Origin of the sequence: Pseudomonas sp. NPDC098740 (assembly GCF_044760065.1) — a bacterium.
Lineage (GTDB): Bacteria > Pseudomonadota > Gammaproteobacteria > Pseudomonadales > Pseudomonadaceae > Aquipseudomonas > Aquipseudomonas rossensis.
The window spans coordinates 352,640-368,358 of sequence record NZ_JBIWAM010000002.1 but is presented as its reverse complement, the minus strand read 5'-3'; the positions used below and the strand labels follow the sequence as shown (position 1 = coordinate 368,358).

13 protein-coding genes are annotated in these 15,719 nt (G+C 60.9%); all 13 read right to left on the bottom strand.

Features of this window, described 5'->3' with window-relative positions; all coding sequences use genetic code 11:
• Positions 1-15: 15 nt before the first annotated feature.
• Entirely contained in the window at positions 16-642 is a 627-nt protein-coding gene (locus tag ACIQU2_RS04275; RefSeq protein WP_403138842.1) for an RraA family protein, read from the bottom strand.
• Positions 639-1,421, bottom strand: a complete 783-nt coding sequence (locus tag ACIQU2_RS04270) for an IucA/IucC family C-terminal-domain containing protein (protein ID WP_347802678.1) — start codon at positions 1,419-1,421, stop codon at positions 639-641. The genes ACIQU2_RS04275 and ACIQU2_RS04270 overlap by 4 nt, the downstream gene beginning before the upstream one ends.
• Entirely contained in the window at positions 1,418-2,209 is a 792-nt protein-coding gene (locus tag ACIQU2_RS04265) for an ABC transporter ATP-binding protein (protein ID WP_347802677.1), read from the bottom strand. The genes ACIQU2_RS04270 and ACIQU2_RS04265 overlap by 4 nt, the downstream gene beginning before the upstream one ends.
• Before the next feature lie 12 nt (positions 2,210-2,221).
• Positions 2,222-3,253 (bottom strand): FecCD family ABC transporter permease, encoded by a 1,032-nt coding sequence (locus tag ACIQU2_RS04260; protein WP_403138839.1) that lies wholly within the window; start codon positions 3,251-3,253, stop codon positions 2,222-2,224.
• Positions 3,246-4,235, bottom strand: coding sequence for a FecCD family ABC transporter permease (locus ACIQU2_RS04255; RefSeq protein ID WP_403138836.1), 990 nt, complete (start codon positions 4,233-4,235; stop codon positions 3,246-3,248). Before ACIQU2_RS04255 ends, ACIQU2_RS04260 begins: the two co-directional genes overlap by 8 nt.
• Entirely contained in the window at positions 4,232-5,155 is a 924-nt protein-coding gene (locus tag ACIQU2_RS04250; protein WP_347802674.1) for an iron-siderophore ABC transporter substrate-binding protein, read from the bottom strand. Before ACIQU2_RS04250 ends, ACIQU2_RS04255 begins: the two co-directional genes overlap by 4 nt.
• Positions 5,145-6,992: an IucA/IucC family protein gene (locus ACIQU2_RS04245; RefSeq protein WP_403138834.1), complete on the bottom strand. Its 1,848-nt coding sequence runs from the start codon at positions 6,990-6,992 to the stop codon at positions 5,145-5,147. The genes ACIQU2_RS04250 and ACIQU2_RS04245 overlap by 11 nt, the downstream gene beginning before the upstream one ends.
• Before the next feature lie 4 nt (positions 6,993-6,996).
• Entirely contained in the window at positions 6,997-7,770 is a 774-nt protein-coding gene (locus ACIQU2_RS04240; RefSeq protein WP_347802672.1) for an aldolase/citrate lyase family protein, read from the bottom strand.
• A complete protein-coding gene (locus ACIQU2_RS04235; protein ID WP_403138832.1) occupies positions 7,764-9,635 on the bottom strand; it encodes an IucA/IucC family protein in 1,872 nt (623 codons plus the stop codon). The genes ACIQU2_RS04240 and ACIQU2_RS04235 overlap by 7 nt, the downstream gene beginning before the upstream one ends.
• A 19-nt stretch (positions 9,636-9,654) precedes the next feature.
• Complete coding sequence (locus ACIQU2_RS04230) at positions 9,655-11,082, bottom strand: DHA2 family efflux MFS transporter permease subunit (RefSeq protein WP_403138901.1); 1,428 nt, start codon at positions 11,080-11,082, stop codon at positions 9,655-9,657.
• Positions 11,079-12,290, bottom strand: coding sequence for a type III PLP-dependent enzyme (locus ACIQU2_RS04225; RefSeq protein WP_403138830.1), 1,212 nt, complete (start codon positions 12,288-12,290; stop codon positions 11,079-11,081). Before ACIQU2_RS04225 ends, ACIQU2_RS04230 begins: the two co-directional genes overlap by 4 nt.
• Complete coding sequence (locus ACIQU2_RS04220) at positions 12,283-14,067, bottom strand: IucA/IucC family protein (RefSeq protein WP_403138827.1); 1,785 nt, start codon at positions 14,065-14,067, stop codon at positions 12,283-12,285. The genes ACIQU2_RS04225 and ACIQU2_RS04220 overlap by 8 nt, the downstream gene beginning before the upstream one ends.
• Before the next feature lie 211 nt (positions 14,068-14,278).
• Positions 14,279-15,655 (bottom strand): diaminobutyrate--2-oxoglutarate transaminase, encoded by a 1,377-nt coding sequence (locus ACIQU2_RS04215; protein WP_403138824.1) that lies wholly within the window; start codon positions 15,653-15,655, stop codon positions 14,279-14,281.
• Between the last annotated feature and the right edge of the window lie 64 nt (positions 15,656-15,719).

The window sequence follows — 15,719 nt, the reverse complement described above, 5'->3', positions numbered from 1 at the left end:
TTTCAGCTCGGGAAGTCAGCCCCTTCGCTGAACGAGCCTCTGCAAGAATCCGTCCCTGCGCTGCTGGTCCATTTCCTCTTTGGCCAAGAGCTCGGGAAGCAGCTCGACCGCACGCCGGGCATCGAGGATGAAGACACCGTCATCATCGCCAATGGCCAGGTCTCCCGGCTGCACCTGAAACCCGCCCACATTGATCGACTGATTGACTTCCCCATGGGCGCCAATGCCGCGAGTCGTGTACGCACTGACATCCCGGCAAAAGATCGGCAACCCATGGCGACGCAATGCGCTGACATCCGTGACGGCACCCGACACCACCACCCCGGCCAACCCTTTGATCAGCCCGGCCAGGGTGCGCAGTTCGCCCCAACAGCCACACTCCTCGTCGCCCACACATTCGATCACCAGCACGTCGCCCGGCTCACTCAGCAACAGCGCCTCACGCAAAATGCTGCCATCCGGCGGGAAGACTTTGACGGTGATGACATTGCCGACCATGCGGATGTCGTTGAACAGCGGCTTGATCCCCCGCAGGAAACCCCGATCGGAAAAATGGCCGATGGTTGACGAAGGGATCGACCGGTAGGTGTTGAGCAACTCCGGGGTGACGAGCTGCTGGCGAGGGTTGATCTGATAACTCATCGGCATTTCCCCGGACGCAGCAGTGGGCAGGTCGAACAATATTCAGCGGGCTCAGTAGCCAGGTAATAGAAGCAGCAGGTTCGCCGAAAGCGAATGCTGCGCTGGCCCTCGTCGACCAGTGTCGGCGGTCGGCGGAAATGGCTCAGCGGGTTGTAATCGAGGCCGAACAGTGAAGGCTCTGCCTGAGTCAGCAACCACACGAAGTCGGCTTCATAGCGCTCACGCACCGACGGCTCGTCGATTTTTGCCATGCGTTTTTCATACAACGAATACACGCGCACCGCGGTGTTTTCCCACAAGATGCGTCGTGAAACGCCGCTCACACGGTTGAAGGTTTGCCACAGCGGCTTCAACAGCCCGGCAAACAGTGCCTGCACCAGGGTTTCCCGCCAGGCCTCGCGCTCACCTGCCCCGTACGTCAGCGGCAGGGAATGAACCAACGGCATCGAAGACGTCCATAGCCCTTCATCGTGGCCGTATTCGATCACCGTGTTGTCCAGCGACAGCAGCAGCCCTTTGTCGTACACCGACATGGCGTACAAACAGGCGCCGGTGGCCAGGAACGACAGGCGCTTGCCCAGCAGCGAGGCGGTGATCGCCCGCGACGGTGAGCCAATGACCGGGCTCAATGCGTCCAGCAAACGCTCGCACACATCGTCCTGCAACAGATCACGCGCCATCAGCGAGCGTAATGGGTCGCGCTCGGCGCAGTCCTTCAACCGCAACCCACCGCCCAGCACGTTCCACTCTTGCGCGCTGAAGTAACGAGCCAGACTCATTGCGGCAATTCCCGACCAAACGGGATGCACATTGGCGTACCAAAGAACGGGTCAGGAATAATCCTGCAGTTGAGGTCGAACACGGTTTTGACCAGCGCTTGGGTTAAGACGTCCTCAGGCCGGCCCTGGGCAAATGCCCTACGCTCATGCACCGCAACCATATGATCGGCATAACGACAGGCCAGGTTGAGGTCGTGAAGCACCATGATGATGGTTTTGTTTTCGAGCCGATTGAGGTCGCGCAGCAGGTCCAGCACTTCAATCTGGTGAGCCAGGTCGAGGAAGGTCGTCGGCTCGTCCAGCAGCACGATGCCGGTGTCCTGGGCCAGGGTCATGGCGATCCACGCGCGCTGGCGCTGCCCACCGGACAAGGCATCCACCGGCCGATCCGCCAGCGCCTGCAAACTGGTCTGCGTCAGCGCGCGATTGACCATGGTTTCATCCTCGGACGACCACTGTTGCATCCAGCTCTGATAAGGGTATCGGCCCAAGGCCACGAGCTGGCGAACGGTGATGCCCTCCGGCGCCGTCGGTGTCTGAGGCAGGATGGCCAACTCACGCGCCACCGCCGCCGTGGATTTTTGCTGGATATCCACGCCGTTGAGAATCACCGAGCCTTGCTGCGGTTTCAGCAGTCGGGCAAAGGATTTGAGCAAGGTACTTTTACCGCAGCCGTTACTGCCAATCAGCACCGAGATCTTGCCCTTGGGCAGTTGCATGTCCAGCGCGTCAATAATCACCTGACGCTGATAACTCAGGGTCAGGCCGCGACTTGCAATCGACGTCATACGTTGAATTCCTTAATGACGCTGTTTAATCAATAAATAGAGAAAAAAGGGTGTGCCCAGCACCGCGACAAAGATCCCGGCCGGCAAATCCAGGGGCAAGAACAGCGTGCGCCCGACCAGGTCCGCCAGCATCACCAGATTTGCGCCAATCAGGGCTGCCATCACGGCCTGCCCAGCGAAACCGGGGGCCACCAGGCGTTTGGCAATATGCGGCGCGATCAGCCCGACAAACGCGATCGCCCCGCCCCAGGCAATGGCCGCACCGGCCAACGCCACACTCACCAGCAACAAACCGGCCCGCAGCCATTGCACGCGCACGCCGATGCCCTGGGCCAGATGGTCATCCAACTGTTGCACCATCACCTGACGGGCCAGCAACACCAGCAGCGGACAAATGCCCAACAACCAGCCAGCCAGCGCCAGCGGTTCGGGCCAACTGGCGCCGTACACGCTGCCGGTTAGCCAGACGTAGGCCGACAGAGTGGTGGTCAGCGGACTGAACACCAGAATGAAGGTGGTCGCGGCCGTCAACATCGCCGAGACGCCCACGCCGATCAGCACCAGCCGCAGCGGTGAGGCCCCCTGCTTCCAGGCCAGCAGATAAATGGACAATGTTGCCAGAGCCGCACCGAGCATCGCCGCCAAGGGCAGAAACTGTTGCCCCAGCGTCACGGACAAGAACGACAGATAAAGCACGGCGGCGGCGCTGGCACCGCTGGTGATGCCCAGCAGGTCCGGCGATGCCAGCGGGTTGCGGATGATGCTTTGCAGGATCAACCCGGACACCGACAAAGCAGCCCCCACCAGTGCCGCCAGCACAATGCGTGGAAAACGCAGTTGCTCGACGATCAACGTCAGGCTGGCGTCCTGACTGGAAAACAGAATTCGCATCACCTCGAGGGGCGAAAGGATGACTTTCCCCAGCGATAACGAGCCGAGCATCACCAGCACCGTCAGCACCAGCGCCGCCGCCAACCGCCACCACGTGGAGAGGTTGACCCGCCGGGAATACCCGCCTCGGCGCCAGCTCACCACCTTATCCATAACGACCTCCACGCCGGGCCAACATAATGAAGAACGGTGCGCCGAACAGCGCCGTCATCACCCCCACCGGCACCTCCTGCGGCAGGATCAATACCCGCGACAACGTATCCGCCAACAGCAGGAGAATGGCGCCGAGCAGCGCACAACCAGGCAGCAACCAGCGATGGTCGATGGACAACCCTTTGCGCACCATGTGCGGTACCAGAAGACCGATGAAACCAATGCTGCCGGCCAACGCCACCGCGCTGCCCGCGAGACAGATCACCAGCACGCTCATCAGCAGCCGGATCAGGCCGGTTTGCTGCCCCAGCCCCGTAGCAATTTCTTCCCCGGCGTTCAGCACGTTGACCTGCCCGGCCAGCAACAGCGCCCCCGACAACCCGAACAGATCAGTCAGCAACAAGGGTGCAGCGCTCGACAGGTTGCGTTCGGTCAACGAACCGGCCATCCAGAACAGCACCGTGTCCAGGCCATCCTGATTCACCACCAGCAGCGCCTGGCTGAAAGCGGAGAACAACGCGGCGATCGCCGCGCCCGCCAGCACGATGCGCAGCGGACTGAGACTGCCTTGCCCCATGTTGCCGATCAGCCACACCAGACGACCCGCCACAGCAGCGCCAATGAACGCCGACCATAGCCAGGCATCCGGGGATGACAGCGAGAAGATCGAGGAAAACAGGATGATAAAAAAAGTCGCACCGGCATTGATCCCGAACAGCCCGGGTGACGCCAGCGGATTGCGGGTCAGTGCCTGCATCAGGGCGCCCGCGACCGCCAGACTGGCGCCGACGGAAATCGCCATCAGGGTCCGCGACAGCCGCGTGGTGGTCACCAGCACATGACTGATACTCAACGGGTCGGGATCGACAAACGCCGCCGCAATCTGTGGCAGTGGAATCCAGGTCGCACCGACCGCCAGGCTCAACACGCAGCACAGCAGCAACACGACACCCGCGCTGCACAGTTTTACTCCCGGACTCATGAGGCCACCTGCGCGGCGGCCACGCGGGCCACGTCGTCGAGCATCAGGTTCGCCCCCAACATCCCGCCCGACAGACTCCACGCGACGCCATCGACCTGCCACACCTGTCCTTGCTGCGGGGCACGCATCTGCTTCCACAGCGGGTGTTGCACCAGACTCTCGTAGTTGCGCTGCACCGCCCCGTTCTGCGCGCGCAGGAAGACAAAAAAGATGTCGGCATTCACCACCGCAAGGCTTTCCTTGCTGGTGAGTTTGATCGATACCCCGCTCGCCGCCCGGCTGCTGTCACTCCAATTGAATCCCAGTTCGGTGAGCACGGAGCCCGGAAAACTCGCCGGCAGGTAACTGCGGATGTGGTCTTCGCGGATGTCCAGAATCGATACCGTGGGAGGCCAGCGTCCGGCAAATGTCTGCTGCAGTTGCTCGCACAGTTGTGCCACGCGTTGCTGCCATCGGTTCAGAATCTCGTCGGCCCTCTGTTGCTGGTGTAAAGCAGCACCCATCAGTGCCAGGGTCTTTTTGAACTCAAACACTTCCTCCAGCATCAGCACCGGGGCGATCTGTTTGAGTAACGGTGCAATGCGTTCATGACGATAGCGCGAGGCAATAATCACGTCCGGCTTCAGCAGCGCGATGTCCTCAAGACTGGGCTGGGTTTCCAGGCCGACATGGGGCACAGCGCCCAGTGCTTCGCGCAAGTAGTGATAGGTCGGTTTTTCGCTCCAGGAATCAACCACGCCACACGGGGTCACGCCCAACACCACGGCACAGTCGGTGGCGCCCTGAAACAGGGTGATCACCCGCAACGGCGCGGCGCCAGCCTCGGCCCACGCTGGCGTGGAAAACCTGAGGGCGAGCGCCCCCAGGGACAGGCGCAACAGCGTGCGCCTGGAGGGATGACATCGCGGCTCAAGCTTCACGATCGAGCCTGTGAAACGGATTGACCACCTGCCCTTTGCCAAACGGCATGCTGCCAGGGCCACCCGCACGTTCGATCATCGGAGTGAGCAGCAATTTCTGCGGCCAGTGCGGCGATTCGAACAGCTGGTGCTTGATCATGATCCGCGCCTCGGCGTCAAACTCGATGGTGTCGATCAACTCGTTGAGCACTTCGCCCATCGCCGTCCACAACCCGGTCGCCGGCAATGAGTAGACCTCAGCCAGCGTATCGATGATGGCGCGGAGGTTGATCTGAATACCCAGGGTCTGCAGCCAGAACAGCAGGTCTTCAGGGCGCTCGTGGTACAGCGTGTTGGCGTGCCCCTTCTTCAGCCGGTAAGCCGGATCAGCCAGACCGTTGCGTTCCAGCCACGGCACGAAGATGCGCAACGAATCGTGATCGCGCAACAGCAGGCCCTGGGCGTAACCGGCCTTCCACACCAGCACCGCGTTCTGCCCGTGAATTTCCCCCAGCATGCCGATGCGGAACATCCGCAGGTTGATATCAAAGAAGCTGTGGCACAGCTCGCGGAACAGCGTCATCACCGATCCGGCATTGGCCGGCAGTTGGCGGTAGCCCATCCAGTCATCGAAGAAGTGCTGGTTGCTGCCCGGCAGCGGTGTACCCAACGCAGCCATGGGCACCAGTCGACAGTCCGGGGCTTCGAGCAGCGCAGGCGGATAGCCGCGCACCATGGCCGACAGGTGACGCGGCGCTTCGTCGAACAGCGTGGCGTCTGGCGGCATGAACGCCCACCATTTGGTTTCGTCGCACAGATGCAGGGACTGCTGCAGCGTTTCATCCTTGCCCAGTGCCTGACGCAGCAGCGCCTCGCTCAAGCCGCCATTGATCATTTTTACCGCGGGCAGATAACGCGACGCACCCAGGGAGTAAATGGCCATCGGCAACTTGAGGTAATCGGCACTGTTGAAGCACGGGGTCATCGAGCGCAATGACGAGGTGGCGAAAAAATCACCGTCGGTGAAGTCCAGTCGATGGCAGTCACCCTTGGTGAAAGCGTCGCCGAGTTGCGCCTCCAGCACGTGTTCGAACTGCCACGGGTGCACCGGCAGCGCGATGTGGCTCTGGGCAATGCCCCGCTGCTGCAGCTCTTGGTGCAAGTTGGCCTGCAACAGCGGCGGCAACAGGAACTGGGCGGGATAACTCTGTGCCAGATCCGTCACACCGTCGCCGCATTGCAGCAACGCGCGGTCGACCGCGACCCAATTGAGCGCCACCGGACGGGCGAACTCCGCCTGATACTGCCGATATTCCGCGTCGTCCAAACCCTGCTTGGCTTTGGCCAGCGGATGGTAGGGACGATCACGCAACGAAGCCCACTGCTCCATCGCCAGGAAAAAGTCCGCGTTGCTCTTTTCCAGCAAGCGTTCGCTGTCAACCCGATGGGCCAGGGACAACTCGGTTTGCCTGACGCTAGTGCGCAGCACATCCAGAAACAGGGCGAAGCCTTTTTCATTGTCCGGGTAGCGATCGGTCATCCCTGCCAACACCTGGGTCGTGAAGGCCTCGGGTGACAGCGCGGTCAGTTGGTCATTCTGTCGCGCCCAAACCGGCGTGCCCGGTACTTTCTCCCATTGCTGGGTTATACCGGGACGCAGGGCAATAACGATGCAACCTTGGGGATCGCTGGGCCATTCCCAGATCCGTTGTTCGGCGCTCAACCCCGTAAACGGCTGATCGGCCGATGACGAGGGCGCCACCAGGTTCAGCGGCTCGGTCCCGAAAAAATGTTCGGCCAGCAAACAATCGACCAAATCCTGCATCACCCTGTCGGCGGCCATTGCGGTGAAGTTCATCCGATTATTTTCCTTCTGCTGAAGTGGCGGCCAATTTGGCCTGAAGGGCACGAAAAGCGATGCCACGCTCGTCACCCAAAACAAAGCTTTTTACGCCGCGAGCCAACCATCGTTCGTGGTCGCCCGGCTGACGTGGAATCGCGCAATACGGCACACCCGCGGCACTCGCCGCTTGCCAGCTGGAGAGCAGCGCTTGCTGCACCTCGGGCCGGTCGATCTGCCAGGGCATGCCCATCGATTGCGATAAATCGGCGGCCCCTTCGAGGATCAAGTCCAGGCCCGGCACCGCGGCAATCTCTGCCGCGCGTCGCACACCTTCGGCACTTTCGATCATCGCTACGATCATGATTTGCTCGTTGGCCAGCGCGACGTACTCCGCCAGGCTGTGTTTGCCAAACGCACCGGGGCGACCGGCATTCAGGCTGCGGGTGCCCTGCGGGTGGTATTTGCAGGCTCGAATGCTTTCGGCCAAGGGTTCGGGGCCTTCGATCATCGGCAAGACAATGCCCTGGGCACCGCCATCGAGCAGGCGCAGCAGGGTTTTCGGGTTGAGGTCCGCCACCCGCACCAGCGGGGTCAGCGCGTAACTTTCGGCGGTGCGGATCATGTTCTCCACGGTCTCGGGATTGATCAGCACGTGTTCCATATCGATGATCACAAAATCAAAACCCGCCTCGGCGATCAGTTCGATGGCCGCAGGCGACGGAATCGAGCTGATCAGGCCGTAGACCGGCTCACCTGTTCTGAGCTTCTGCTTGAGCAGATTGGTCCTCAGCATGATTGCGGCCGGAACGCGTGCAGCGGATTCGGCACCGATTTGAAACGACGTTCGCCGTCGCCCAGCAGGCGGCGCTTGGTCAACTCCTCCACTTCATAGAACGGAGCGAAGACATCAAACGCTACATAACGCAGGCGGTGTTGCGGATGTTCGGCCTGGTAAGCGGTGATCACCTCGGCGGTCATTTTCCAGAACAGAGCCTCTTCCAGCTGGTAGTGCTGATGCAGGAAAATCGCCATCTCGGCCAGGGCGATGAAAAAGAACGAATCACAGGAAAAATCCCGGACCGCATCCACGTCGTCGGTGAGGATGAACGAGTTGCGGTTAAGCTTGGCGTGGCTGGCGGGCAGCGGCACCAGGGTCGGGCACAGATCGGGGCGCCCCAGGTGCTGCGGTGAATAGCGCACGCCGTCGTGGAAGTCTTTCAGGGCAATACGTTGCGGCCAGCCCTGCTTCACGATCAGGACGATGTTCTGCCCATGGGATTCCATGCCGATGCCTTCGGCGTACAGCATATGAATGATCGGCGACACCGCCACCTGCAAGAGTTGACGCGTCCAGGCGTGCAGGCCGTATTGAGCGATCCAGGCATCGATGAACGGGGTCTGTTCACCGTTGCCGTAGCGATTGTCCACGGAGCTCAAACCATTGAACGGCACCGCCTGCTCGTCGTCTTGCAGGTACTGGTGAATGCTCTCGCGCCACAGCGTGCCCATCGTGCCGTAGGCCTGGGACATCCGCGTAGCAGGCAGGTGATCGTAATCAAAGCTGACGCCGACCACCTCACCGAGAATCACAAAGCCAAGGTCGCGGGCGGTGCTGTCGCTGCCGATCAATTGCTGCAACCAGTCGGTGATGATCGGGCCGTTCATCACCGTATGCCGGGCCAGAATTCGGGTGCTGGAGGTATTGGTCATGCTCAGCGCGAGCTTGACGTAAGGCCGCTTTTTTTCAGTGACGTTGGCCAGGGTGCGGATTGACTGTTGCGCCTGATAACGGTCATCCGTAGTGCCCAGATAGATCACCTCTCCGCTGACCAGTTCTGGGTAGAACACGGGAACGATGACGTTTTCCCACTGCCACGGGTGCACCGGCATCAGCCAGTAATCGCCCATCGACTTGCCTTGATCGGTAAGGCTCTCAGCCAGTTGCTGCCAGCGCTGAAGTCCGAATTCCTGCTGGATAAACCCGTCGTAATCCAAGTGCCGCGAGATATTCATCGCCCCGCAAGTTTTCGCAACCGCCAGCCAGACAATCGCGATGGGCGCGGCAAATTCCGGCCCGTAACTGGCGTTGTCCTTGAGCGAGAAACCGATGCGCGATTTGTAGCAAGGGTGATAGCTGTGGGCGTCCATGAAGTGCTGTTCCAGCGCATCGACATCCAGCTGATACGGAGGTTTGGCCGCTTGATAGCCCTGGCTGCGCGATTGCAGATCCTTGAGCATCGTTTGTTCAAGCTCATGGGTGAAGCGTGGCAGGTGCGGGCTGTCCTGAAGTTCGCTCAGCAGCTCCGCCAATGCTTGATGAAGGTGCGGCCGACTGCGTGCGCCCAACGCGTCTACGCGTTCGAGACTGGCATAGTCGAGGCGGATCAGCTCGAAGCTTTCGCTGAGCAATCCGCTGCAGTGGTACTCCACCGGTTGTTGCTGCGCATCGAAGCCGCTGACAACAAAACGGTACTGGCCGCCATCGAGTGGCGAATGGTGATACGGCAGGACGTTTTCATACAGCAGCGTTTGCAGCAGCTGGCCCACCACGCGCTGTTCCACTTGCTGATAGTGGCGCGGATCGGCCGTCGCCAGCCAGACGCCTGGCACGCCATCCTGAGCCTGAGGTGTTGCCTGTGAAGAAGTCGCCATAGTCATAACCTTGTCCGTGAAAGAATTAACGGTGTTCGAGGGCTGAGGGCAATGCCTCGGCCGCCTCGTCGGATGTGTGAACGGGAAAACGCCAGGCACAGGGCAATGCCAGCAGGATGAGGATGCCGGTGGCCATGAAAACCTCGCTGATCGCCCCCGGGGTTGCCACCGAAACAATGCCGCCCGCCGTCTCGGCGGCCAGGCGAAACTCCAGCCAGAGCGAGGCGATCACGATGGCCAGTGACGAGACGAGACGACGGGAAATGTTGTTCATCGCCGCGCCCTGGGTGACCATCGGTTCAGGCAGCGCATCGAGCCCGGCGGTGGTGATGGGGATATAGGACAGGCCCAACCCGGCGCCGCGGACCATCATCAGAAAAAACACCACACCGATTGAAGCGCCAGCCCCCAGCATGCCCAATCCCAACGTGGCGCCCCCGGTCAGCAGCAGCCCCCAGAGCACCACGCCGCGCGGGCCGTGACGGTCCAGCCACTTGCCGCCGAGATGCCCGAACAGGCTGGCGAACATCGCCGTGCACAGCAGCGCCAGGCCGGTCCAGATAGCGCTGTAGCCCATCACCACTTGCACCAGCAGCGGCAGCAGCACCAGACATTCGAACATGCCCACCGACTGCACCACGGCGATGATCACGCTCAAGCGATAACCGCGCAGGGCAAAGATGCGCAGGTTGAGCAGCGGCGAAGTCCGGTTCAGTTCCAGTCGCACGAACGCCACCAGGCACAGGATGGCCGCCAGCAGCATGCCAAGGTTGAGCGGATCAGTGAGGGCCTCGGCGTGACGCAGGCGGCCAACGGCGATCATCAGCAGGCCGATGCCCGTCGCGATCAACAGGTAACCCGCCAGGTCGAAAGGTTTGCGCTCTGCCGCTTCAGAGGCCGGCAGCACACCGACACCCAGGATCAGCGCCAGCAGGCCAATCGGCACATTCATCAGGAACAGCGAACGCCAACTGAACCACTCCAGCATCAGGCTCCCGCACAAGGGTCCCAATGCCGGCGCCAGCATGACCGCCGCGCCCCACAGGCCGGTGACCCTGCCCCGCTCGCCCTTGGCGTACACCGAAAAAATGATCGCCAGCGACAGCGGAATCATCAGCCCGCTGGCAATGCCTTGCACCACGCGTGCGGCAATCACCAGCGCGATGGAGTTGGCCAGCGCCCCCAGCAGCGAACCGCAGACAAACAACGCCACGCCCCACAAATACAGGGATTTGCGCCCCACCCGCTGGCTGAGAAAACTGGTGAGGGGCATGGTCATGCCCATGCTCACCATGAACGCAGCCACAATCCAGGTGGCCAACAGCGGACCGATATCAAAGGCCTCCATGAACGCTGGCAACGCCGGGTTCAGCGAGCTGTTGTTCAGGCTGACCGTCAGCGTGCCCAACAACACATTGACCACCACCAACCAGCGCGGCACGGCAAACGTCAATCCCACGGTGCGACTCCGGCATCGTGCAGGAACACCTGCGGTGGTCGCGGATGACAGAGGAAATCGGCATGGGAGATGTTGTACCCATAGGCACCCGCCAGCGGCAGCACCAGCATGTCGCCGATCTCCACCCCGGTGAGCGGGCAATCGCGGCTCAGCACATCCTTGGGCGTACAGAGCTGCCCCACGACGGTCCAGTCCTGTTGTGTCGCCGTTGGCGTTACGCGATGCCGGGGCAGATGAATGATCGGATGATCATGTCCCTGGGCAACCGGCAAACGGAACTGATGAGTGCCGCCCCGACAGACCAGGAAGTGCTTGCCGTGACTGGTTTTCTTATCGAGCACTTCAATGACGTAATAGCCGCAGAAGGCGCTGATGAATCGACCGGGCTCAAAGCGCACGATGGGCGCATCGGCACAGGCTGCAAGGGACTGGCCCAAATGCGTACACAAGCGCTGCCAATCGAATTGCTGCGGCCCGAGGTAATTAACGCCGATGCCACCGCCCACATTGAGGTGGGTGATCGCCGCGGGATCGGCCGACAACGCCTTCCATTGCGGCCAGCGCTGCAAGTACAGATCGAGCAATTGTTCATGGCGTTCCACCTGCGATTGATGGGACATCGCATGCACATGAAAACCCTTGAGCCGCAGGTGGCTGGCGTTATCGACCCAACTGACCGCTTGGGCCAGTTCCGACTCGTCGATCCCGAACGGCGTGGCCGTGCCGGCCATCGCCAGTTTGCTGGAGAGCGGTGAAGGCAGTTCGGGGTTGATCCGCAGCAAGACGTCTTGCACGCGCCCCGCTTCCAGTGCCAGCCGTTGCAGGCGGACGATTTCGTTCAAGCCTTCGATATGAATGGCTTCGACCTGGTGTTGCAGCGCCGAACGCAGATCGGAGTCCAGTTTGCCGGGGCCGGAGAAGATGAATGGTTTGCGCGTCGGGCAGACCTGGAGACGATCGATCTCGCCGCCGGAGGAAATCTCGAACCCGTGCACCAACGGCGCGACGGTGGAGAGTATCTGCGGTTCACTGTTGGCCTTGATCGCGTAGTAAAGCTCCACGCCTTCGGGCAGCGCTGCCATCACTTGCGTCACATGCTGTTTCAGCGCGTCCAGGTCATAGATGAACAGCGCCAGCGGGTCTTCGTGTTGTAGGCGGGCTTCGTCGATGGCGGCCAATACCGCGACGGGCAGCTTATCCATGTTTGGCCTCCTTGCCCCACGGGGACACCAGACTGACGTAGCTGGCCTGGCGATCAGCCTTGGCTGCCAGACGGACTTTCAGGTTGGTTTTGCAGGCAATCGGCTGACCGGCGATCAGTGCGTCCAACTCCGGTGCAGCGCGGGTCAATTCGGCGCGGATGCTGATCAATTGCTGCTCCACCCGTTGCCACATCAGCGGCGCCAGGTGCGGACGCTCCCAACTCAGGGCCAGTACCGCCTCGGACAAGTTGTTGACGAACAGGCAATAGACGATGCGATTCCAGCCTTGCTGGCGGGAATAGAGCAACGACTCACGGACCCGTGGATGAACCTCTGCGTCGATCCGGGAAGCACCCAGTTCGTCGGTCAGTTTGACCCCTTCGAAATCCCGCAGGAGCAAGCGTTGTGGACGACCGTTGTCATGCACCAGCACGCTGTTCTGCAAATGCGGTTCCATCACAATGCCGTGGTTGAAGAACAGCGCCAGCACCGGCCGCAGCAGCAGCGCCTGATAGTCGTCAAACCAGCTCAACAGCTGTTGATCGTCGAGGTCATTGCCGTTGAACCGGCTCAGGAACTCATGCACCAACGGCGGTAAATGCAGGCCACGAGCGAACAACGTACCGGCCATGATGCTGCAATCGGTGCCGGTGACGAGGCAGAAGTTCTCCCGCAGGATCGCCCCGGTCTGTTCGCGGAACCAGTAGTTATCGCCTTCGCTGGCCTGTTGCGGCGCCCAGCTCAGATTGCCCGGCTCGGCCACCACCGAAAGCCCGCCAAGGGTTTCGGGCCGGGTCAGTTGGAGGTTACGAAAGACTCGGTCGATCATCAGTGCGCTTTCCAGTTCGTACCAGGCGTTTTTCCTGACGCAGTTGGTGATGCGCACGTTCAGCGAGCCCTTGATGAAGAACTCATGGCCCTCGATGTACCAGGTTCGGATGGACGCAGTGGGGTTGGCCATCAGCCCTGTGGCGCCAAGATCAACGATGGCCGCGGATTTCAACAAACGCTGAACCCGACCATCCTGCATGAACAGCTGAGCCTGAACCGGGTGCATGCAGATAACGGCGTGCCCTGGCCGCGCCTGCGCTTGATCGGCAAAACCGGCCAGCACTTGGGCTTTGCTCAGGCCGTTGGCCCCGACGCTCAATCCTTCCAGCGGCACCTCGAACAGGTGCAATGGCGTGCGGGCCTGGAATTCCGGGGCATAGGTTTCCTGGGCCAGATGAGCTGGCCACAGGCGCGCCTTGGGTGCCGGGTGGTTCGGATGACCAAACCACAAGCCCTGCTCGCTGGCGAGGTAACCGCTGAGCGGTGCCGGGTGCTGACCGTCCATGTTGTGGCCGACGATGGCCGCGGTCAGCAACTGGCTTTGCAACACCTGATCCAGCAATTCGTCGTTGCTGGCACGGGCCATGTGTTCGCACGCCGCGAGCAACTGCTCGACGAACTCGGCAAACCTCAGGCACGACCAGTCGCCCTCGCCACGCCGGGCATAAACGTCCGACAGGTAACGGTGACTGCCCAGACCATCACGGCGGTCCACCATCACAAAGAACTGCTGCTGGTTGGGCAGGTTGATGGTCAGGGGAATGCCCTTCCATTCCAGACCCTCGAGGTAACTGCCCGGGGCGATACCTTGCATCTGCGTCGGCCAACTGTAACTGAGGCAGTTTTCCGGCAAGGCGAACTCTTTGATCAAACAATTAAGCAACGCGCGCGTCGTCGCCAACTCACTGACCATATTCGATAAAACACTGCGATCTGGATGATTCATGGGTGCTCCACAGTAGCCCGCGAGGCCACTGGACCGTTATATGGCGAATAAATTAGTTGCTGATCGACCTGTTTAACGGCCGACCAAACCCCACGTAACGACATCACTTCACTGAACCTGCTTAAACAATCAGACGACCATCAAAGTTACTTGCAGCACTGTCATCAATCTGCAATCCGGCGAACCGCTAACGCAACTTCAATTGATTCATTCAAGGGCGCAATTGCAATAAAGCGGTAGCCATCGCGTTATCAAAACGCTGGATCACTTGCTGGCATTGTTCATCGTCGATAATCAATGGCGGCAACAAGCGGATGACATTGCCCTTACGCCCGCCGCGTTCCAGCAACAGGCCTTGTTTGAAGCACTGTTGCTGGATGGCCACGGCCAACGCCGGATCCATCGGGAAATGTCCGTGACGATCCGCCGGCTGGCGCTCGTCGACGATCTCGACGCCCAACATCAGGCCGCGACCGCGCACCTGGCCAAGGGCCGGATAATGCGCCTGCAACTCGACCAGTCGGTCCTTGAGCCACTGGCCACGGCGCTCGGCCTGGGCGGCGAGGTTTTGCTGTTGCAGCACCTGCAACGTGGCCAGCCCGGCGGCCATGGCCATCTGGTTGCCGCGGAAAGTCCCGGCGTGATTGCCTGGCTCCCACGCGTCGAATTCACGACGGATGCCCAGCACTGCCATGGGCAAACCACCACCGACCGCTTTGGACATGACGATCAGGTCCGGCTCGATGTCGGCGTGTTCGAAGGCAAACATCTTGCCGGTGCGGGCGAATCCGGTCTGCACTTCGTCGAGGATCAGCAGGATGCCGTGCTTGCGCGTCACCTCGCGGATCGCCCGCAGCCAGCTCACCGGGGCACTGTTGACCCCGCCCTCACCCTGCACTGCTTCAAGGATTACCGCCGCCGGTAGGGACACGCCGCTTTCGACGTCTTCGATGAACTGGGTGAAATAGTGGGTCAAGGCCTCGACCCCGGCCTCACCGCCAATGCCCAGCGGGCAACGGTATTCGTGGGGGTACGGCATGAACTGCACCCCGGGCATCAGGCTGGCGATGGCATTTTTCGGCGCGGTGTTGCCGGTCAGGGCCAGGGCGCCGTGGGTCATGCCATGGTAGGCCCCGGAGAAACTGATGATGTTGTTGCGCCCGGTGTAGGTCTTGGCCAGCTTCAGCGCGGCCTCCACCGCATCCGCCCCGGACGGCCCGCAAAATTGCAGGCAGTAATCACGGCCCTGGTTCGGCAACAGGCTGATCAAGGTTTCGCTGAAGGCGTCCTTGACCGCGGTAGTCAGGTCCAAGGTGTGCATCGGCAGGCCTGAAGCGAGGAAGCTGTCGAGGCTGGCCATGACGGCCGGATGATTGTGCCCCAAGGCCAAAGTACCTGCGCCAGCCAGGCAGTCGAGGTAAGTATTGCCCTCGACATCGGTCACCCAGAGCCCGTGCGCCTTGGCGATGGCCAGCGGCAACTTGCGTGGATAACTGCGTACATTAGATTCGAACTTGCTTTGTCGAGCCAGATAGTCGGCATTGGTTTTTTGCAAAGGACTAGAGTGCAATACGCCATCATTCAACATCGCTTCACCCTCGTTAAATTCGATATGAAACTTATTCTCATTAACCAGTTGTTGCAACTAATTC